This window comes from Pseudomonas sp. TE50-2, from assembly GCF_040813665.1.
Taxonomy (GTDB): Bacteria; Pseudomonadota; Gammaproteobacteria; order Pseudomonadales; family Pseudomonadaceae; genus Aquipseudomonas; species Aquipseudomonas soli.
Window position 1 is genome coordinate 4382696 of sequence record NZ_JBFNXN010000001.1, and the last position, 18966, is coordinate 4401661.

Below are 18966 nucleotides of genomic sequence, written 5' to 3' on the forward strand. Positions count from 1 at the left end.
GTCACGCTTCTTTAATCTGGAGTTGCTCATGAGTACTGCATTGCCTTCGTTGGGGTTTGCCGGGATCGGCCTGATGGGCCTGCCGATGTGCCGTCGGCTGCTGGCCGCGGGGTATCCGCTGACCGTGTGGAACCGCAGCCCGGACAAATGCGCCGAGCTGGTTGCCGCCGGCGCCCAGCTGGCCGGCAGCCCTGCCGAGCTGTGCCAGGCGGCGGACATGGTGCTGCTGTGCCTGGCCGACACGGCGGTGGTGCGCGAAGTGGTGTTCGGTGAGCAGGGCATCGCCCGTGGCGGGCGCAGCGGTCAGCTGCTGGTGGACTTCTCCAGCCTCGAGCCGACCGCCACCCGCGAGATGGCGGCGGAGCTGGCGGCCCTGTGCGGCATGGCCTGGCTCGATGCCCCGGTGTCCGGCGGCACGCCAGGGGCCGAGGCCGGCACCCTGGCGATCATGGTCGGCGGCGAGGCGAGCGATCTGCAGCGGGCGCGGCCGGTGCTGTTGACCCTGGGCCAGCGGGTGACGCACATGGGCGCGGTGGGGGCCGGCCAGGTGACCAAGGCGTGCAACCAGATGATCGTGGCCTGCAACGCGCTGGTGATCGCCGAGGTGGTGGCGCTGGCCGAGCAGTCAGGGGTCGATGCGCGGCTGATCGCCGAGGCCCTGGCCGGCGGGTTTGCCGACTCGAAACCCTTGCAGATCCTCGCCCCGCAAATGGCCGAAAGCCGCTTCGAGCCGGTCAAGTGGCACGTGCGCACCTTGCTCAAGGACCTCGACAGCGCGGTGAAATTTTCCCGCGAACAGGGTTCGGCGACGCCGCTCAGTGGCCTCGCCGCGCAACTGATGCGCCTGCACGGTAGCCAGGGTTATCTGCAAAAAGATCCGGCGACCCTGGTAACGCTGTATCGCAACAAGGACTGAGCTCGCCGGGCTGGCGGTCGAGCCGTTCGAGGATCGGCCGCAACTCGGCCAGCGGCACCGGCCGGCTGAGCAGGTAGCCCTGCAGGTAGTCGCAGCCGTGGCTGGCGAGGAATTCGTGCTGCTCGACAGTCTCGACGCCTTCGGTGACCACTTTCAGGTGCAGGGTATGGGCCATGATGATGATCGCCTGGACGATCTCGCGGTCTTTCTGGCTGCCGGGCACGTCCTGGATGAACGAGCGGTCGATCTTCAGCACGTCCAGCGGCAGGCGCTTGAGGTAGGCCAGCGATGAATAGCCGGTGCCGAAATCATCGATCGACAGCGCCACGCCCTGGGCACGGATGTGCTTGAGCAGGCTGATGGTGTGGTGGATGTCGCCCATCAGGGCGTTTTCAGTGACCTCCAGCTCCAGCTGGCGCGGCGCCAGGCCGGCCTGGAACAAGGCCATTTCCACCTCGGTGGCGAGCTCCTCGCGGCCCAGGGTGAGGGCCGAGCAGTTCACCGTGACCTTGAGATCGCCATAGCCATGGCGGTTGAGCTGGGCCAGGTCCTCACAGGCCCGGCGCAGTACCCACAGGTCCAGTTCGGCGATCAGGCCGTTGGCTTCGGCAATGCAGATGAAACGGTCGGGGCTGAGCAGGCCATGCTGTGGGTGTTGCCAGCGCACCAGGGCCTCGAGCTTGGCCACCTGGCCGCTGCGCAGGTCGAAGATCGGCTGGTAGTGCACGCACAGGCCACGCTCTTCGAACAACGCCACGCGCAGTTCTTCTTCCAGTTGCAGCTCGAGGGTGGCGCGGGTCTTCAGGCCGTTGTTGAAGAAGTTCAGGCTGTTGCGCCCGCAGCCCTTGGACTGGTAGAGCGCCAGGTCGGCGTTCTTCAGCAGTTCCTCGGTGCTCTGGCCGTCGTCGGGGAAGATGCTGATACCGATGCTGGTGGTCATCACCATGCGCCTGCCCGCCAGGTCGATCGGCTCCTTCATCCGCTGCATGATGCGCTGGGCCAGGTGGCGCGCCTCGTCGCGGCTGTTGAGGCTGGTGACGATGCAGAACTCGTCGCCACCGAAGCGGGCCACCAGGTCCTGGCCGCGGGTGGCGGCCTTGATGTGGTCGGCGATGACCTTGAGCAGCTCGTCGCCGGCGGCATGCCCGAGGCTGTCGTTGATCCGCTTGAAGTGGTCGATATCGAGGAACATCACCGCCAGCATGCCGTCATGGGCGGCCTGCTCGGCCAGGCGCTCGGCGAAGACCTGGTTGAAGCCGCGGCGGTTGACCAGGTTGGTCAGGGCGTCGTAGTGGGCGGCTTGCTGCAGCGAGGCGCGGGCCTGGTCGAGCTGGCTGAGCAGTACGTTGACCCGGCGCAGGTCGTGCTCCTTGCTCTGCAGCTTCTTGTCGGCCAGCGCCGCGCTGATGCTGCCAGCGCTGATCAGCAGGGTGATGACGGCAATAGTCAGCGCCAGTTGCAGGCTGTTGTCGGCCGAAGGCAGGCGCAGCGCGGTCTCGCTGGGGATCACCAGGGTCATCGCCGCCATGCCGGTGAAATGGGTCAGGACGATACCTGCGGCCATCAACAGGCTGGCACCGTACTTGAGCAGCAGGTGCAAGGTGCCGCTGCCCTTGTTGAAATAGCGCGCCATCAGCAGCGCCACCAGGCTGGTGAGCACGGCGATGCCGACAGAGGCGAGCAGCAGGCCGGTCTGGTAGTACTGCAGGGCGCTGGTCTGCAGGGCGGCCATGCCGGTGTAGTGCATGACACTGATGCCCAGGCCGATGAACAGCGCGGTCTGCAGGTAGTGGCGCAGGCGCATCTGGCTGCGGTTGAGGCTGTTCATCGCCAGCCAGGCGGCCAGCAGCGCCACTAGCAGCGACAGGCCGGTCAGCGGGGCGTCGAAGTGGATTTCCAGGGGCGCCTGGAAGGCCAGCATGCTGATGAAATGCATGGCCCAGATGCCCCCGGCCAGGCAGCACGCACCGAGCACACGCCATTGCCGGCGGGCGAAGCGGTCTTCGCATTGGCTCTGGCGTTCGCTCATGTCCAGGGTGGCGAAACAGGCGGCGCTCGCCACGATGAAGGCAAGCAGCACCAGGAAGGGGTTGTGTCGGCAGTCGAGGATGATCTGTCCGGTCGCCGGCAGCTCGGCGAACAATTGCAGTCCCAGCCACTCCATTGCAGGCCTCTTCGTCGAGTCTTCACTCGTCCCCAAAAAGCACGGATGGAGACTGTTCCTGCTGGAGTATAGGAACGGGTACCTAAGCCTTCCTGATTAATGGCAATTTGATTTCTACCATTTGGATATGGAGGCAATAGCCAGATGGTCTAAATGGATGGTTTGCAGGCCGCAACGAGCGCGGGGCAAGCCCGCTCCCTGCAATCCCGAGCCGGAATTGTGGGAGCGGGCTTGCCCCGCGATGACCGCCATGGCGATCAACCGGCGACGAGCACCCGGATTGCCTCGAGGCGCAGTGCCGCTTTTTCCAGCGCCGCCAGGCCCTCTTCGCGCTGCTTGCGCAGGGCGTCGATCTCGCTATCGCGCACGCTCGGGTTGACGGCCTTCAACGCAGTCAGGCGCGCCAGCTCCTCGTCGGCTTCGGCGGTCAGGCGTTGCCGGGCCTGGGCCACGCGCTCGTCGTGGGTTGGCAGGACCTTGGCCTCACCCGCGGCGATGCGCTTGGCCAGCACGTCGCGCTGGGCCTGGATGAACTTGTTGGCGCTGGCCTTGGGCACGCTTTCGAGCTGGTCGTTGAGGGTTTCGAAGGCCACCCGCGGGCCCAGGTCGTTGCCGTTGGTGTCGAGCAGGCAGCGCAGCGCGGCCGGCGGCAGGTAGCGCCCCAGCTGCAGGCTGCGCGGTGCCACCACTTCGCTGACATAGAGCAGTTCGAGCAGCACGGTGCCGGGCTTGAGCGCCTTGTTCTTGATCAGCGCCACGGCGGTATTGCCCATCGAGCCGGACAACACCAGGTCCATGCCACCCTGGACCATCGGGTGCTCCCAGGTGAGGAACTGCATGTCCTCGCGCGACAGCGCCTGGCCGCGGTCGTAGGTGATGGTCACGCCTTCGTCGTCACCCAGCGGGAAGCTGGCGTCGAGCATCTTCTCGCTTGGCTTGAGGATCAGGGCGTTTTCCGAGTGGTCCTCGCTGTCGATACCGAAGGCGTCGAACAGGGTTTCCATGTAGATCGGCAGGGCGAACTGGTCGTCCTGCTCGAGGATTGCCTCGACCAGTGCCTGGCCTTCGCCGGCGCCACCGGAGTTGAGTTCCAGCAGGCGGTCGCGACCGGTGTGCAGCTCGGCTTCCAGGCGCTCGCGTTCGGCACGGGCCTCGCCGACCAGCTGGGTCCAGCCTTTGTCGTCGCCACCGGCCAGCTGTTGCAGCAGGCGCGGGCCGAACTGATGTTGCAGGGCGTTGCCGGTCGGGCAGGTGTTGAGGAAGGCGTTGAGGCCTTCGTGGTACCACTGGAACAGGCGCTCCTGCGGGCTGTCCTGCAGGTACGGGATGTGCAGTTGGATCGTGTGCTTCTGGCCGATCCGGTCGAGGCGGCCGATGCGTTGCTCGAGCAGGTCCGGGTGGGCCGGCAGGTCGAACATCACCAGGTGATGGGCGAACTGGAAGTTGCGGCCCTCGCTGCCGATCTCGGAACACACCAGCACCTGGGCGCCGAACTCTTCGTCGGCGAAGTAGGCGGCGGCGCGGTCACGCTCGAGAATGCTCATGCCTTCATGGAACACCGAGGCCGGGATGCCGGAGCGCACGCGGAGGGCGTCTTCCAGGTCCATGGCGGTCTCGGCGTGGGCGCAGATCACCAGGACCTTGGTGCGCTTGAGCATCTTCAGGGTGTCGATCAGCCAGTCGACCCGAGGGTCGAAACGCCACCAGCGCTCGTCGTCGCCGGCTTCGCCCTGGGCCTGGAAGGCCACTTCCGGGTACAGCTCGGCGCGCTCGCCCGAAGGCAGGTCGGCATAGGCCTCGGGGTTGGCCAGCGGGTAGGGGTGCAGTTGGCGCTCGGGGAAGCCCTGGATCGCCGCACGGGTGTTGCGGAACAGCACGCGGCCGGTACCGTGGCGGTCGAGCAGTTCGCGGATCAGGCGCGCGCTGGCCTGGCTGTCGCCATCGCTGACCGCGGCCAGCAGTGCTTCGCCTTCGGCGCCGAGGAAGCCCTGGATGGTGGCGTGGGCTTTCGGCGACAGGCGGCCTTCGTCGAGCAGCTCCTGTACCGCTTCGGCCACCGGGCGATAGTGCTCGCTTTCGGCGCGGAAGGCGGCCAGGTCGTGGAAGCGGTTGGGGTCGAGCAGGCGCAGGCGGGCGAAGTGGCTGTCCTGGCCGAGCTGTTCAGGCGTGGCGGTGAGCAGCAGCACGCCGGGAATCACCTGGGCCAACTGCTCGACCAGCGAGTATTCGGGGCTGGCCTGCTCTTCGTGCCAGACCAGGTGGTGGGCCTCGTCGACCACCATCAGGTCCCAGCCGGCGGCGAACAGCGCGTCCTGGGCCTTTTCGTCCTCGACCAGCCACTCCAGCGCGACCAGCGCCAGTTGGGCATCTTCGAACGGGTTGCTGGCGTCGCTTTCGATGAAGCGCTCGGCGTCGAACAGCGCAACCTGCAGGTTGAAGCGCCGGCGCATTTCCACCAGCCACTGGTGCTGGAGGTTTTCCGGCACCAGGATCAGCACGCGGCTGGCGCGACCGGACAGCAGCTGGCGATGGATGACCAGGCCGGCCTCGATGGTCTTGCCCAGGCCCACTTCGTCGGCCAGCAGTACGCGGGGGGCGATGCGGTCGGCCACTTCACGGGCGATGTGCAACTGGTGGGCGATAGGTTGGGCGCGCACGCCACCCAGGCCCCACAGCGTGGAGAGCATCTGCTTGCTGGTGTGCTGCAGGGTGTTGTAGCGCAGCGAGAACCACGACAGCGGGTCGATCTGCCCGGCGAACAGGCGGTCGCTGGCCAGGCGGAACTGAATGAAGTTGGACAGCTGCGTCTCGGGCAGTGTGCGCGGCTGGTTCTGCAGGTCGATACCGTGGTAGACCATCAGGCCGTCGATGTCCTCGACCTCCTGCACGGTCAGCTTCCAGCCTTCGAAATGGGTGATCAGGTCGCCTGGCGAGAAACGCACGCGGGTCAGCGGCGCATTGCGTAGCGAGTACTGGCGGGTGTCGCCCGTGGCCGGGTAGAGCACGGTCAACAGGCGGCCATCCTGCGCCAGGATGGTCCCAAGACCGAGCTCGGCCTCGCTGTCGCTGATCCAGCGTTGCCCCGGTTGATACTGCTGCGCCATACTGCCAAAACTCCCGCGATGAAAAAGCTGGCCATGTTACCGGATCGGCTGCGCCAGACCAAAGAATCTCAGTGAGTCTAGCGTGTTCATCGACGAACACCCGTCACGAGGGCCATGCGCAAACATGTTTGCCAAGCACCGCTGGTTGAACGTCACCTTGGGCCTGGGCAGCCTGGCGCTGCTGGCCGCCTGCGAACAGAAAAGCTTCGAGGTCCTGCCGCCGATCCCGGTCGAGCAGTTGGAAGTGCTCGGCGTGCAGACGCCGATCAAGAGCGTGCATTTCCATGACCGTGAGGGCGAGGGCCTGCTGGTGCTGAGCCGGGTCGACGGCCAGGCCACCGACCCCGATACCGAGGAGGAAGTCGACAAGGTGGTGCTCAAGGCCACCCTGTATGGCCGTGCCGCCAGTGCCGATGTCTTCAAGCCGCGCTGGCAGATCGAGCAGGAGACCACCTGCGCCGGCCTCGACCTCGACGTCGACTTCTATACCGATGTCAGTGATGTCGGTGACCTGAACAAGGACGGCGTCGCTGAAGTGACAGTGGCCAGCCATGCCTTCTGCGGTGGCGGTATCGACCCCCACGACATCGCCATCGAGATGCGTGAAGGCCAGGCGATCTACACCATCACCGGCCAGTCGCTGATTAGCCCGCCCGGTGAAGACCCGTTCGGCGGCGAGCGCGAAGACAGCGCCTCGTTGAAGAACGCCCCGCCAGGTGTGCGCGAACATATGGATGCGGTCTGGCAGCAGGTCTACAAGCGGCCATGGAGCGAGTCGAGCCCTTCACCCGACGATCCGGACGAAGACGCCGAGTAGGCCCGCGCTATACTCCAGCGCAATGCGGCGTTGTGACACGCCGCACACCTTCGACCGCAGTCATTCAAGGCGGCGCACCACCAGCCGACAACAAGGCTACAGGAGACCTCCCATGCTGCCGCCGATCATCCCGCTCAGTGCCGCCCCCGTGACCTCGCAACACGACCCGGTCAAGCCACCTCCGACCATTGCGCCGGTGGTGCCCACGCAGCCGACCTCCAGCGATGGCACCATCGACCTGAAGAATCATCGTGATCCCGAAGAGCAGGCCTTGCTGCTGCGTGACGAGCAACGCCGCCAGCAAAAAAGGCGCAAACAGGCTGAAGGCGATCGGTACGAGGCCGTCCCCGGTGAGGAACTCAATGCCGACAACACCGTGCCGGTGGCGCCGATGGGCGAGCGCACGCGCCAGGGGTTGCTGGTGGATATCGAAGTCTGACTAGTCAGCGCCCAGGCAAGCCTTCATTATTGAGGCCTCTGCTGTCCGTCGAGCCCACCATGAGCCAAGACAACCTGATCGATTTCGGCGCCGAACGCGCCAAACGCATTCACGACCTCAATGACAAGCGCCTGGACGATATGCGCCAGGCCTTCGAGCAGGCCATGCCGCTGACCCAGGCCAAGAAGAAAAAGCCCAAGGGCAAACCGAAGAAGCGCTGAAACTTGATGCAGGTCAACCCTGCACCCGCCTTCCGCGCCCGGCTCCGGGCGCCATTGACTCCGGTCAATTTTCCTCCTCCTCGCATTGGTTACCTTGCACCCATCGGATGACGGCACATCAAGGGAGGAGCCGACATGTTCTTCGACAACGTGGTTATCGCCGGGGTGGTAACAGTCGGGTTGATGTTGGCCTTCTTCGCCGGTCTGGGCATTTTCATCTGGAAGGACTCGAAAAAGCGCAACCAGCGCTGATCCTTCCCGATACACGAGCACGCAAGGCATTTAGGGCGACTTCGGTCGCCCATTTTTTTTGCCTGCGAAAATCTGATCATCTAGATGATTAGCTAGCTAATTAATCGTTTGCGCTTTATCCTCCCTCCCGTTGTCTATCTTTCTTCCTATTACCCCCTGCGCGCCCAAGGTCCGTTTCGTGCCCATCACCTTCCAGGCCCTGTTTGCCCCCAGCAGCCTCGCCCTCAAGTTCGCCATCAAGACCTTGCTTGGTGGCGGCCTGGCGTTGTGGCTGGCGATGCGCTGGGGCCTGGAGCAACCGGCGTGGGCGCTGATGACCGCCTTCATCGTCGCCCAGCCGTTGTCGGGGATGGTGGTGCAGAAGGGCTTGGCGCGGTTGGCCGGCACCCTGGTCGGCACCTGCATGTCGGTGGTGTTCATCGGCCTGTTCGCCCAGACCCCGTGGCTGTTCCTGCTGACCCTGGCCTTGTGGCTGGCCCTGTGCACCGCTGCCTCGACCCAACTGCGCAGCGCCTGGGCCTACGCGTTCGTGCTGGCCGGCTACACCGTGGCGATCATCGCCCTGCCGGCTATCGATCACCCGTTGCAGGTATTCGACCAGGCGGTGGCGCGCTGCACCGAGATCTGCCTGGGCATCGTCTGCGCCACCCTCACCAGCGCGCTGCTCTGGCCCATGCGCGTGGAGCAGCAACTGGGCGGCCAGGCTCGCCAGGCCTGGCACAACGGTCTGCAGGCGGCCAGCGCCATGCTTGGGGGCGAAGACGAGGCACGCAGCGGCCTGCTCGACAGCCTCGGGCGCATCGTCGCCATCGATGCCCAGCGCGAACATGCCTGGTTCGAAGGCAGTCGCGGCCGCCAACGCGCCCGGGCAATCAGCGGCCTGAGCCAGTCACTGATGGTGCTTTTGCGCATCTCACGCTCGGTGCGCAGGCAGTGGCGCCAGCTTGAAGAGGGCGAAGCCAGGCACCTGGCGCCATGGCTGGACGAGGTGCGCGCTCACCTGGCCAGCCCCGACCAGCCCAGCTTGCTGCTGTTGCGCCAGCGTGTCTGGGACGCCGCCCACGACGAGCGGATCAGCCCCGCCGAGCATTATTGCCTGGCGCGCCTGAGCTTGCTGTTGGACTACACGATGGCTTGCGCCCAGGCCCTCGACGACGTCGAGCAGGGGCGCGCGCCAAGGCAGGCGACGCAGAGCCTGGCAACCCATCGCGACCTGTCCCTTGCCCTGCTGTTCGGTTCGCGCAGCGCCCTGGCGTTCCTGGCCATGAGCAGTTTCTGGCTGGCCACGGCCTGGCCATCGGCGCCAGGCGGCCTGGTGCTCACCTGTGTGGTCTGCAGCCTGTTCGCCAGCCGCGAGAATGGCGCGCAGATCGGCCTGAGTTTCCTGCGCGGTATCCTCCTGGCCATCCCGGTGGCGTTCCTGGTGGGGCAGATCCTGCTGCCGCAATGGAGCAGCTTCGCCATGCTCTGCCTGGGCATGGGCGTGCCGCTGTTCTTCGGCGCCCTGGGCATGGCCCACCCGCGTACCGGGGCGACCGCCACTTCCTATTGCCTGCACTTCATCGTCCTGGTGGCGCCGCTCAATGCCATGCATTTCGATGTGGCGACCATGCTCAACAGTGCCCAGGCCATGCTGCTGGGCGTGGGGGCCGCGGTAATGGCGTTCCGCTTGCTGGTGCTGCGCCACCCGGCCTGGCTTGGCCGGCGCCTGCGCGCGGCCACGCAAGGCGACCTGGTGCGCCTGACCCGGCGCGACCTGCGCGGCGCCGACAGCTGGTTCGGTGGGCGCATGGCCGACCGCCTGATGCAGCTGGCGCGGCATGCCAGCGAGCTGCCCGAAGCCGAGCGCAAGCGCTGGGACGATGGCCTGCACGGATTGGATATCGGTGACGAACTGGTGCACCTGCGCATGTGCCTGGCCGTGGCCAAGGCACCGCTGGGCAATGCCGAGCGCCAGTACCTGCAGCAGTTGCAGGCGGTACTCGCCAGCGGCCCGGCGCCGGGGCGGGGCCAGCGCCTGGACGCCGCCAGTGAAGAGTTCATCGAGGCCCTGCGCCGCCAGCCGCCCAGTGACCCGCTGCGCCTGGCCATCGGAGCGGTGCTGCAATTGCGCAAGAGCTGGGGCAAGTGGTGCCGCTGGCAGGAGGAAGCCCATGGGGTTGCGTGAGTGGGCACTGGGCGGCGTGCTGCTCAGCCCGTTTCTGATCTATGTGTTGCTGGCGCTGGTGCTCACCGGGCTGTTGCGCTTCGTCGTGCAGACCACCCCCCTGGGGCGCTGGATCTGGCACGAGGCGTTGTTCGACGCGGCGCTGTTCGTCTGTGTGCTGTATGGGGTGGTGAAACTGTCAGGCCCTTTGTAAGGAGTAAGTCCATGCGTACAGTCGTACGTACCTTGGTCACCCTGTGTGTGGTGATCCTCGCTGTTTTTGCCGGCTATCAACTGTGGCAGTACTACATGCTCACGCCCTGGACCCGGGATGCCCGGGTGCGTGCCGACGTGGTGGTGATCGCCCCCGACGTGTCTGGCTGGGTCAGCGCGTTGAAGGTGCATGACAACCAGCAGGTGAAGGCCGGCGACCTGCTGATGAGCATCGACCGCGAACGCTTCCAGGCTGCCTACGACCAGGCTACCGCCGTGGTCGAGACACGTACCCAGCAGTTGCGCCTGCGCGAGCGCGAGGCCGCCCGGCGCACCGCGCTGGGGCCGGAGGCGATCAGTGCCGAGTTGCGCGAGAACGCCCAGATCAACGCCGCTGTCGCCCGCGGCGAACTGCACGAGGCCGAGGCCCAGTTGCAAGTGGCGAAGATCAACCTGGCCCGCAGCGAAGTCCGCGCCCCTCGCGGCGGGCATATCACCAATCTGCGCCTGGCCGAGGGCAATTTCGTCAACACCGGGCAATCGGTGATGGCGCTGGTGGACGATGGCACTTTCTATATCCAGGCGTATTTCGAAGAAACCAAGCTGCCGCGGATTCGCGTCGGCGATCCGGTCAAGGTCTGGCTCATGGGCGCCGGCGACGCGATGCAAGGGCAGGTAGAAAGCATCAGCCGGGGGATCACCGACCGCAACTCGACGCCGGATGGGCAGTTACTGCCCGAGGTGGAGCCAACGTTCAACTGGGTGCGGCTGGCACAGCGCATTCCCGTACGCATCCGCCTGGACAAGGTGCCCGAGGGTGTGACCCTGAGCGCCGGCATGACGGCTAGCGTGCAGGTGCATGAAGCGCCTTGAGGGGGCAGGCCAGCTCCCACTGGGATTGCACATGGCTTGAGGCCAGCGCGGTCGGTGTGGGAGCCGGTTCGTCGTGGCGACGAACCGCGGCGAAAGGGGCGCATGGCGCCCCCGGTACTCAGCCTCAAGGCTGCTGGGCAGTCGCCGCCAGCACGATCTCGCGAATGCACACCTGCTGTGGCTGCTGGTAGGCCCAGACGATTGCCCCGGCGACATCTTCCGCCGACAGCACCACGCCGCCCATGTCATTGGCCTTCCAGGCCTCGTAGTCGCGCTTGATGCCCTCGTCGGTGGTATGCCCGAGCAGCTCGGTCTCCACTGCGCCCGGCGCGATGGTCACCACCCGCACATTGTGCGGCGCCAGTTCCTCGCGCAGGTTCTCCGACAACCCGTGCACGGCGAACTTGCTGCCTACGTAGGCCACATGGTTGGGGAAGGTCTTGCGTCCGGCCACCGAGCTGACATTGATCAGGGTGCCATGGCGCCGCTCGACCATCCCGCCGACCAGCGCGTGCACGCCGTTGAGCAGGCCTTTGACGTTGATGTCGAACATGCGCTCCCATTGTTCCGGGTCCTGTTCGTGCATCTGCCCCAGCAGCATCACCCCGGCATTGTTCACCAGGGCATCGGCCGGCCCGTACACGGCTTCGGCCTCGGCCACGGCGGCGACCAGCGCCGCGCGGTCGCGTATATCCACGGCGCGGCACAGGCAATCGGGCAACGCCAGCGCTTCCAGGCGATCCAGGCGGCGGGCGATCAGCAACAGCGGATGGCCCGCGGCGGCAAAGCGTTGGGCGGTGGCGGCGCCGATGCCGGAGCTGGCACCGGTGATAATGATCAGGGGTTTGTTCATGGTTGCCTCCCAGGCATAATCGCTTTCGATGGCCAGGATTCTAGATAGCCCTTTCGGCCATGAAAAACGGCTTATTTCTCTGGCTGGCATCGGTTCTATCTATGGATATCCGTCATCTCAAGGCATTTATCGCGGTCTTCGAAGCGCGCAACATCACTGTAGCCGCCCAGCGCCTGTGCGTGGCGCAACCGACCTTGTCGGTGACCATCCGCCAGCTGGAGGATGACCTCGGCGCCGAGCTGTTCCTGCGTCAGGCCCGTGGGGTCGAAGTCAGTGAGCAGGCGCGTGAGCTGTATCCCCAGGCCTGCCGCATGGTGGCCGAGGCCGATGCGCTGCGCCTGCGTTTTCGCCAGGGACAGGAGCGGGTGCCTTTGGCCCTGGGCATCGAGACGGACATCGCGCCGGCCCAGGTCGAGGCTTGCGTGCGCCTGGCCAGCCAGGCGGTGGCGGGCCTGCAATTGACCTTGCTCGAAGGCTGCGACGGGGATGCGCGGTTGGCCGACGAGGCCCAGCGCTGCGAGGATGAACTGTTCCTGCCGTTGTGGGAGGAGGCCTTCGTGCTGGTAATGGCGACCGGCAGCCAGCCGGACGGGCGCTGGATCACCTGTCCGCAGCATCCTTCGCACCAGCGCCTGATGGGGTTGTACGGCGAAGGCGAGCAGGTTGGCCAGGCCGGTTCGTTGCAACTGGCGCTGGCCATGGTCGCCGCCGGGTTGGGCGCGGCATGGTTGCCGCAGTCCCTGGCCGAGCGCTGTCCAGGGGTCTATTGGCGGCCCGGCAGCGGCCTGGCACTGCGGCGCCGGGTCGGCTTGTGCATCACCCATGAGGCTTTGTCACTCCCTGCCGTCGCCGCGCTGCACCAGGCCTTGAACCGAGCTTGAGCGCATTGCGCAGCGTGCGCCTCAGAGGAACATGCCCCCCGACACCTCCAGCCGCTGCCCGTTGATCCAGCCATTGCCATCCTCCAGCAACAGGGCGATGGCCGCGCCGATATCGTCGGGCAGGCCGACCCGGCCCAAGGCGGTGTTGCCAGCGATGTAGTCATTGACCTGCTGGTTGTCACGCACCACGCCCCCGCCGAAATCGGTCTCGATGGCGCCCGGCGCGAGAATGTTCACCCGGATGCCGCGCGCGCCCAGCTCCTTGGCCTGGTAGCGGGTCAGCACTTCCATGGCGCCCTTCATGGCCGCATAGGCGGCATAGCCGGGCAGGGCGAAGCGGGTCAGGCCGGTGGAGATGTTGACGATGCGCCCGCCGTCGGCCAGCAGCGGCAGCAGGCGCTGGGTAAGGAAGAACGGGCCTTTGAGCTGGATGTTCAGCAACTGGTCGAACTGCGCCTCGCTGGTCTCGCTGAATGGCACGTTCAGGCCGATGCCGGCGTTGTTCACCAGGAAGTCCAGCTGACGGCGGCCGAACTGCTGTTCGAGGGTGTCGCCCAGGCGCTCGGCGAAACTTGCGAAGCTGGCGCTGTCGCTGACGTCCAGTTGCAGCATGGCGGCGCGCACGCCGGCCTGCTCCAGCGTGGCCGCCACGGCGCGGGCTTCGTCGGCCTTGCTGTGGTAGGTGCCGATGATGTCGATGCCACGGGCGGCCAGGTGTTCGGCGGTGTTCTTGCCCAGGCCGCGGCTTGCGCCGGTGATCAGTGCGATCTTGCGAATCATGTCGGATACCTCGTTGTGGGTGGCTGTTGCTGACAGGTTATTGATCGGGGATAGGCTGTTAAATCCACGGATTCCGGAAATACTGTTCGCATCAATCGGACAATGAGGATGGGTATGAACAAGCTGGATCTGCTGCGTACCTTTGTCAGGGTCAGCGAACTGAGCAGTTTCACCCTGGCCGGCGAAAGCCTGGGCCTGCCGCGCTCGACTGTCTCCGAACAGGTGCGGGCGCTGGAAAACCTGCTCGGCACACGCCTGCTCAACCGCACCACGCGCCGGGTGCGCACGACCCAGGACGGCGCCTTGCTGTATGAGCGCAGCAAGGACCTGTTGTCGGGCATGGACGAGATCGAGAGCCTGTTCAGCGCCGACGACGCCGAACTGGCCGGGCGCCTGCGCATCGACCTGCCGACCATGATGGCGCGACGGGTCATCGTGCCGGCGCTGCCGCAGTTTCTCGAACGTTTCCCGCACCTTGACGTGGAGATCAGCTGCACCGACCGCCAGGTCGACCTGTTGCGCGAAGGTTTCGATTGCGTGATGCGCATCGGCGCGCTCAGCGACCTGGACGTGGTGGCGCGTCCGGTCGGGCGCCTGAGCATGCGCAACTGCGCCAGCCCCGCCTATCTGGAGCGGCATGGCGTACCCCGCAGCCTGGAGGACCTGGACAGCCACCGGCTGGTCCACTACGTGCGCAACCTCGGCGCGCGCAGTGCCGGGTTCGAATACGAGCAGGGCGGCGAGCTGCGCTTCCAGGCCATGACTGGCGTGGTCACGGTGAATAACGCCGAAGCCTATTCCGCCGCCTGCCTGGCTGGGCTCGGCCTGATCCAGGTGCCGGCGGTCGGTGTCGATGAGCACCTGCGCCAAGGTGAACTGGTGTCACTGCTCGAGCCTTGGCAGGCGCGGGCCATGCCGGTATCGCTGTTGTATGCACGGCAGCGCCATGTGCCGCGCCGGGTGCAGGCGTTCATGAACTGGCTGGCGGTGCTGCTGGAGTCTCAGGTCGATCCTTCGGCAGGCGAAAACTGAACAGCGTGCCGGCCTCGGCGCTGGAGGTCACCTCCATGCGGCCGCCGTGAGCCAAGGCGATCTGCTTGGCGATGTACAGCCCCAGGCCCAGGCCGGGCTGGGGCGCGCCGGAGATCGGCCGGCTGAAAGGCTCGAACAGCAGGGGCAGGGTTTGCGGGGCGATCGGCGTGCCCTGGTTGTGCACGCTCAGGTCGAAGGTACTTTCGCTGAGGCTGGCGCGCACGGTCACCGGGCCTTGTGGGTCGCCATGGAGGAGGGCATTGGCGATCAGGTTGGACAACAGTTGCGTGATCCGCTCGCGATCACACAGCAGCCCACCGACCTGGCCGATGTCGAGGATGATGCGCCGCTGCGGGTGGACACGCTGCAGCTCGGAGGCCACATGGCCGAGGGCGTCCGGCAGGTCGTGGCAGGGCTGCAGGTTCAGTGGGATCCCGGCACCAAGGCGACCACGGGCGAAATCCAGCATGTCGCGCACCAGCTCGGTGGCCCGTTGGCCGCAGGTGAGGATATGCAGGGCAATGGCCCGTTGCTTGTCGTCGGTCAGGCGCTGGCTGAGCAGTTCGGCACCGGCGGTGATGGCGAACAGCGGGTTGCGCAGGTCGTGGCCGAGCACGGCGATGAACTGCTCGCGGACCTCGGCCATGGCCCGCTCTTTGTGCAGGGCGCGCTCGGTGCGCTGGGCGCTTTCCTCGCTTTCGATCTGGATGGCCAGCAGGCGGGCGAACGATTCCATCATTGGCTGGATTGCCGTGCCCTTGAGTGGCGTTGGCTGGGCGTCCAGGGCACAGATGGTACCGAAGAAGCTGCCGTCGGTACGTAGCACCGGAACCGAAATGTAGCTTTCGAAGCGGTACTGGCGCGGAGCGCGATGACGGCAGTACTGCTCGTCCTCACTGGCCTTGTCGATCACGATGGTCTGGCGTGTGCTGCGGATTTCGTGGCACAGCGTGGTGGCGACCTCAAGCTCTCCGCCTACCTCGAGGCCGAATCCCAGGGTGTCGAGCACCGCGCAGGCCGTCCAGCTGCTCTCGGTCACCCGGGCCACGGCGGCAAAGCGCAGGCCGGTGGTCTCGCAGATGACCTGGAGGATGGCCGGCACGGCGTTGATGCGACCAATGATGGCGATGTCGGCGGTGACGGCCTGGGTCATGAGGGGCGGATCCGATAACAACGAAGGGGCTCGAAAATCCAGTCTAGCGGGCCTTGGCGCGAGGGGTGAAAAACCTTGGCGAACGGTCTGGCACTTGGGTTAGGCTGGCACTTGCGCGTTGCCCGCCAGAGGCGACCGCCCCCTCTGCGTGCGTCACTTCCGAATTCTTTGCGAGGTTACGCCATGGCCATCACATCCCAGGACATCTGCATCGCCGCCGACCAGCTCAAGGGCTTCGTCGGCTTTCACGGCAAACGCGGCACCCATATCGTGCGGTTTTCAGAGGACGCGTTCGGCATGGACGTGGCCGACGACAGCATCACCCCCTGCAGCGAGTTCGTCTGGCGGCCCGAGGCCGATGCGCGCATGGCGCTGTGCCGGGAGCGCCTGGCGTTGCTGCTGGAGCAGCATGTGGACGATCGGTTGAACATCGGCGAGCCATTGCGCATCTACCTCAACCGTACCGACCTGCCCGAGATCGTGGCTGAGCGCAGCCTGCGCTGAGTCCCGTGGCAGCGCGTTCAGGACGCATCCTGGCGAACTTCGCGGTTCGCCAGCAGCGCCTCGAACCCTGCCCGATCCACGGGCTTGCTCAGGTAGTAGCCCTGAACCTCGTGGCACTGCTCCTTGTCCAGCGCCTTCAATTGCTGCTCGGTCTCCACGCCCTCGGCGGTCACCGTCAGCCCCATGGCCTTGCCCAGGTTGATGATCGCCTGGACCACGGCCCGGTCGTTGCCGCTCTGGCTGCTCAACCCGGCGATGAAGCGCTTGTCGATCTTGATGCTGTCGAAGGGGTAGGTGCGCAGGTAGCCCAGTGACGAGTAGCCGGTGCCGAAGTCGTCCATGTTCAGGCGCACGCCCAGTTCCTTGAGCGCGAGCATGGTGCCCAGGGCGCCTTCGATGTCGTTGAGCATCACGTTCTCGGTGATTTCCAGCTCCAGGCGCTGGGCTGGGAAGCCGGTGTCCAGCAACACCTGGCGGACATCGGCGACCACATCGCTGCGGGAGAACTGTGCGGGCGACAGGTTGACCGAGACCAGCAGCTCTTCGGGCCAGTCTCGGGCATTGCGGCAGGCTTCTTCGAGCACCCAGCGGCCCAGCGGGACGATCAGGTCGCTCTGTTCGGCCAAAGGAATGAAGGTGTCTGGCCCGATCAGCCCTTCCTGAGGATGCTCCCAGCGCAAAAGGGCTTCCACCGAAACGATGCGCAGATCGTCCAGGCGGTAGCGTGGCTGGTAGTGCAGCACGAACTCGTGCTGCTTGATCGCCCGGCGCAGGTCGTTTTCCAGCTGGCGGCGGTACTGGATCTGCTGGTTCATTTCCGGCGAGAAGTAACGCCAGGTGTTCTTGCCGTCGGCCTTGGCCTGGTACAGGGCAATGTCGGCGCAACGGATCAGTTCGCCGGCGTCGTAGCCCTGTACTCGGGTCTGGGCGATGCCGATGCTGGCGCCGATGTGCAACTGGTGTTCCTCGAAACCGATGGGTTGTTGCAGCAGATCGAGCAGGCGCGCGCAGAAACGGTCGATCTCGCTGCGGTTGTCCAGGCCATGCAGGACCAGAACGAATTCGTCGCCACCCAGACGGGCAACCAGGTCATCGTCGCGGGTGGTATCGCGCAGGCGACTGGCCACTTCCTGCAACACCGCGTCGCCGGCAGGGTGGCCGAGGGAGTCGTTGATCGGCTTGAAGCTGTCCAGGTCGAGCAGCAACAGCGTGAGGGGCGGCGAGTCGCTGCCGCGCAGCAGGGCTTGTTCGAGGTGGCGTGACAGTTTGTTGCGATTTGCCAGGCCCGTGAGGGCGTCGTGCATCGACAGGTGCTGGATGCGGGCATGGGCGGCAACTTCGTCGGTGATGTCGCTGGCGGTGCCGCGAAACCCGGCGAGCTTGCCTTCATAGATGATCGAGCGCGCCGACACGCGGCAGTAACGGTTCTGCCCGGTGGCGTCATCGTAGTTGCAACGCAGGTTGGCCAGTTGCTGCGCGTCGCTGTCGGCCTCGTTGTCGAGCCAGGGCAGCAGGGGCGTGGTGTCGCAGGCCAGCAACTGGTTGAGCGGCTGGCCGAGCCAGTCCTCGATGCGGTAGCCGGTGACGCTGACGAAGCGCTGCGACAGGTAGGTCAGGCGGTGATGGCGGTCGGTTTCCCAGATCCAGTCGGAGGCGGCTTCGGCCACTGCGCGAAAGCGCTGCTCGCTGGCTTCCAGGGCGCGGTTGCTCTGCTGCAATCGCAGCAGGCTTTCATCTATTGCCCGGGAACTGCGCAGGGCGTGGCGGAACAGGTAGAGCAGCACCAGGCCGAGCACCAGGAACACTGCCAGCAGCGGTGGCAGGAAGGCATGGAGCAGTTGGCGGCCCGGTAATGGCGTGTTCCAGACCAGGTGATAACCGGTTTCGCCGAGGGCGATATGCGGTTGTCCGGCCTGGGCGACGGCGTTTTTCTCCAGGCGCATGCCGGTCAAACCCGCACCTTTGCCCAGCACGGCGAGCTTGGCTTCGGTCAGCTGGTCGACGAACACCATCACCGGCGCCTGTTTTACATCAGCCTCGGTCACTTCCTTGTCCGGGCGTACCGCCGCGGCGCTGAGCACGGCGGGCCAGCCGTTGAACCGTACGAAATGAGTTACCTGCTCGCGGGCCGGTGCTGCCCTGCGCGCCGCGTCGATGATTGTCGCCAGGGGGCTGTCGATATGGGCGCTAGCCGGCGAATCGGTGGGTTTGCCCTTGAACAGGGCGTAGGTGGTGCGGCCATCCTCGACCACGAACACGCCTTCGTAGCCGCTGGCGCTGTACAGCGACTCACCGACGTTCTTCTCGTCATACGCCCACTGCCAGTCGACCTTGCCTACCAGATGTTCGTAGGCGGCGTCCCAGACGGCGTAGCTGGAGAGAAACTGGCGCGAGGCCACCAACCGTTGTTCCAGCGCCTGGGAGGCCTGGAAGGTGCTTTGCTCCAGCGCCTGGCGGTCCAGCGTGGCGGCGATGTTGAACAATGCCACCAGGGTGAACACGCAAGCGAGCCCGAACAGCGCGCAGAAGCCGCCGACCAGGCGGCGCACCTGCAGGCGCGAGGTGGGGCTGGAGGGTGAAAGGTCGACGTTCCTGTCCATGTACGGGCGACTCCTTCA

General features: G+C 65.8%; 17 protein-coding genes. 11 read left to right on the top strand and 6 right to left on the bottom strand.

The window, feature by feature from the left end:
* Positions 1-28: 28 nt before the first annotated feature.
* Positions 29-916, top strand: a complete 888-nt coding sequence (locus AAHK21_RS20040; protein WP_367858135.1) for an NAD(P)-dependent oxidoreductase — start codon at positions 29-31, stop codon at positions 914-916.
* On the opposite strand, the gene AAHK21_RS20045 is transcribed toward AAHK21_RS20040, so the two are convergent.
* Together AAHK21_RS20045 and rapA are read right to left on the bottom strand one after the other, a co-directional pair.
* Positions 816-3080, bottom strand: a complete 2265-nt coding sequence (locus AAHK21_RS20045) for a putative bifunctional diguanylate cyclase/phosphodiesterase (RefSeq protein ID WP_367858136.1) — start codon at positions 3078-3080, stop codon at positions 816-818. The genes AAHK21_RS20040 and AAHK21_RS20045 overlap by 101 nt on opposite strands.
* Before the next feature lie 257 nt (positions 3081-3337).
* Positions 3338-6184: an RNA polymerase-associated protein RapA gene (gene rapA / locus AAHK21_RS20050; protein ID WP_367858137.1), complete on the bottom strand. Its 2847-nt coding sequence runs from the start codon at positions 6182-6184 to the stop codon at positions 3338-3340.
* A gap of 124 nt (positions 6185-6308) precedes the next feature.
* On the opposite strand from rapA, the gene AAHK21_RS20055 reads away from it, so the two are divergent.
* The 7 genes from AAHK21_RS20055 (at position 6309) to AAHK21_RS20085 (ending at position 11145) form a co-directional block, all read left to right on the top strand.
* Positions 6309-7001: a M949_RS01915 family surface polysaccharide biosynthesis protein gene (locus AAHK21_RS20055; RefSeq protein ID WP_367858138.1), complete on the top strand. Its 693-nt coding sequence runs from the start codon at positions 6309-6311 to the stop codon at positions 6999-7001.
* A 112-nt stretch (positions 7002-7113) separates the two neighbouring features.
* Positions 7114-7440: a hypothetical protein gene (locus tag AAHK21_RS20060; protein ID WP_046854494.1), complete on the top strand. Its 327-nt coding sequence runs from the start codon at positions 7114-7116 to the stop codon at positions 7438-7440.
* Between the two features lie 59 nt (positions 7441-7499).
* Positions 7500-7661, top strand: coding sequence for a hypothetical protein (locus AAHK21_RS20065; protein ID WP_172670873.1), 162 nt, complete (start codon positions 7500-7502; stop codon positions 7659-7661).
* Between the two features lie 135 nt (positions 7662-7796).
* Entirely contained in the window at positions 7797-7913 is a 117-nt protein-coding gene (ccoM, locus tag AAHK21_RS20070) for a cytochrome c oxidase subunit CcoM (protein ID WP_023629476.1), read from the top strand.
* Positions 7914-8091: 178 nt separating this feature from the next.
* Complete coding sequence (locus tag AAHK21_RS20075; RefSeq protein ID WP_367858139.1) at positions 8092-10080, top strand: FUSC family protein; 1989 nt, start codon at positions 8092-8094, stop codon at positions 10078-10080.
* Positions 10067-10273, top strand: a complete 207-nt coding sequence (locus AAHK21_RS20080; protein ID WP_367858140.1) for a DUF1656 domain-containing protein — start codon at positions 10067-10069, stop codon at positions 10271-10273. The genes AAHK21_RS20075 and AAHK21_RS20080 overlap by 14 nt, the downstream gene beginning before the upstream one ends.
* A gap of 11 nt (positions 10274-10284) precedes the next feature.
* A complete protein-coding gene (locus tag AAHK21_RS20085; protein ID WP_367858141.1) occupies positions 10285-11145 on the top strand; it encodes an efflux RND transporter periplasmic adaptor subunit in 861 nt (286 codons plus the stop codon).
* Positions 11146-11269: 124 nt separating this feature from the next.
* On the opposite strand, the gene AAHK21_RS20090 is transcribed toward AAHK21_RS20085, so the two are convergent.
* Positions 11270-11998 carry an SDR family oxidoreductase gene (locus tag AAHK21_RS20090; protein WP_367858142.1) on the bottom strand — a complete coding sequence of 243 codons (729 nt, stop codon included), beginning with the start codon at positions 11996-11998 and terminating at the stop codon, positions 11270-11272.
* A gap of 101 nt (positions 11999-12099) precedes the next feature.
* Between AAHK21_RS20090 and AAHK21_RS20095 the strand changes: the two genes are divergently transcribed.
* Positions 12100-12879, top strand: a complete 780-nt coding sequence (locus AAHK21_RS20095; RefSeq protein WP_046854499.1) for a LysR family transcriptional regulator — start codon at positions 12100-12102, stop codon at positions 12877-12879.
* A gap of 21 nt (positions 12880-12900) precedes the next feature.
* On the opposite strand, the gene AAHK21_RS20100 is transcribed toward AAHK21_RS20095, so the two are convergent.
* The gene (locus tag AAHK21_RS20100) at positions 12901-13659 is read right to left on the bottom strand and encodes an SDR family NAD(P)-dependent oxidoreductase (RefSeq protein WP_367858143.1); all 759 of its coding nucleotides are present in this window, start codon (positions 13657-13659) and stop codon (positions 12901-12903) included.
* Between the two features lie 114 nt (positions 13660-13773).
* Between AAHK21_RS20100 and AAHK21_RS20105 the strand changes: the two genes are divergently transcribed.
* Positions 13774-14691, top strand: coding sequence for a LysR family transcriptional regulator (locus tag AAHK21_RS20105; protein ID WP_367858144.1), 918 nt, complete (start codon positions 13774-13776; stop codon positions 14689-14691).
* On the opposite strand, the gene AAHK21_RS20110 is transcribed toward AAHK21_RS20105, so the two are convergent.
* Positions 14630-15844, bottom strand: a complete 1215-nt coding sequence (locus AAHK21_RS20110; RefSeq protein WP_367858145.1) for an ATP-binding protein — start codon at positions 15842-15844, stop codon at positions 14630-14632. The two genes, AAHK21_RS20105 and AAHK21_RS20110, sit on opposite strands and share 62 nt — an antisense overlap.
* Positions 15845-16027: 183 nt before the next feature.
* Between AAHK21_RS20110 and AAHK21_RS20115 the strand changes: the two genes are divergently transcribed.
* Complete coding sequence (locus AAHK21_RS20115) at positions 16028-16348, top strand: DUF2025 family protein (RefSeq protein WP_102684698.1); 321 nt, start codon at positions 16028-16030, stop codon at positions 16346-16348.
* 17 nt (positions 16349-16365) lie between these two features.
* On the opposite strand, the gene AAHK21_RS20120 is transcribed toward AAHK21_RS20115, so the two are convergent.
* The gene (locus tag AAHK21_RS20120; protein WP_367858146.1) at positions 16366-18948 is read right to left on the bottom strand and encodes an EAL domain-containing protein; all 2583 of its coding nucleotides are present in this window, start codon (positions 18946-18948) and stop codon (positions 16366-16368) included.
* Positions 18949-18966 lie beyond the last annotated feature (18 nt).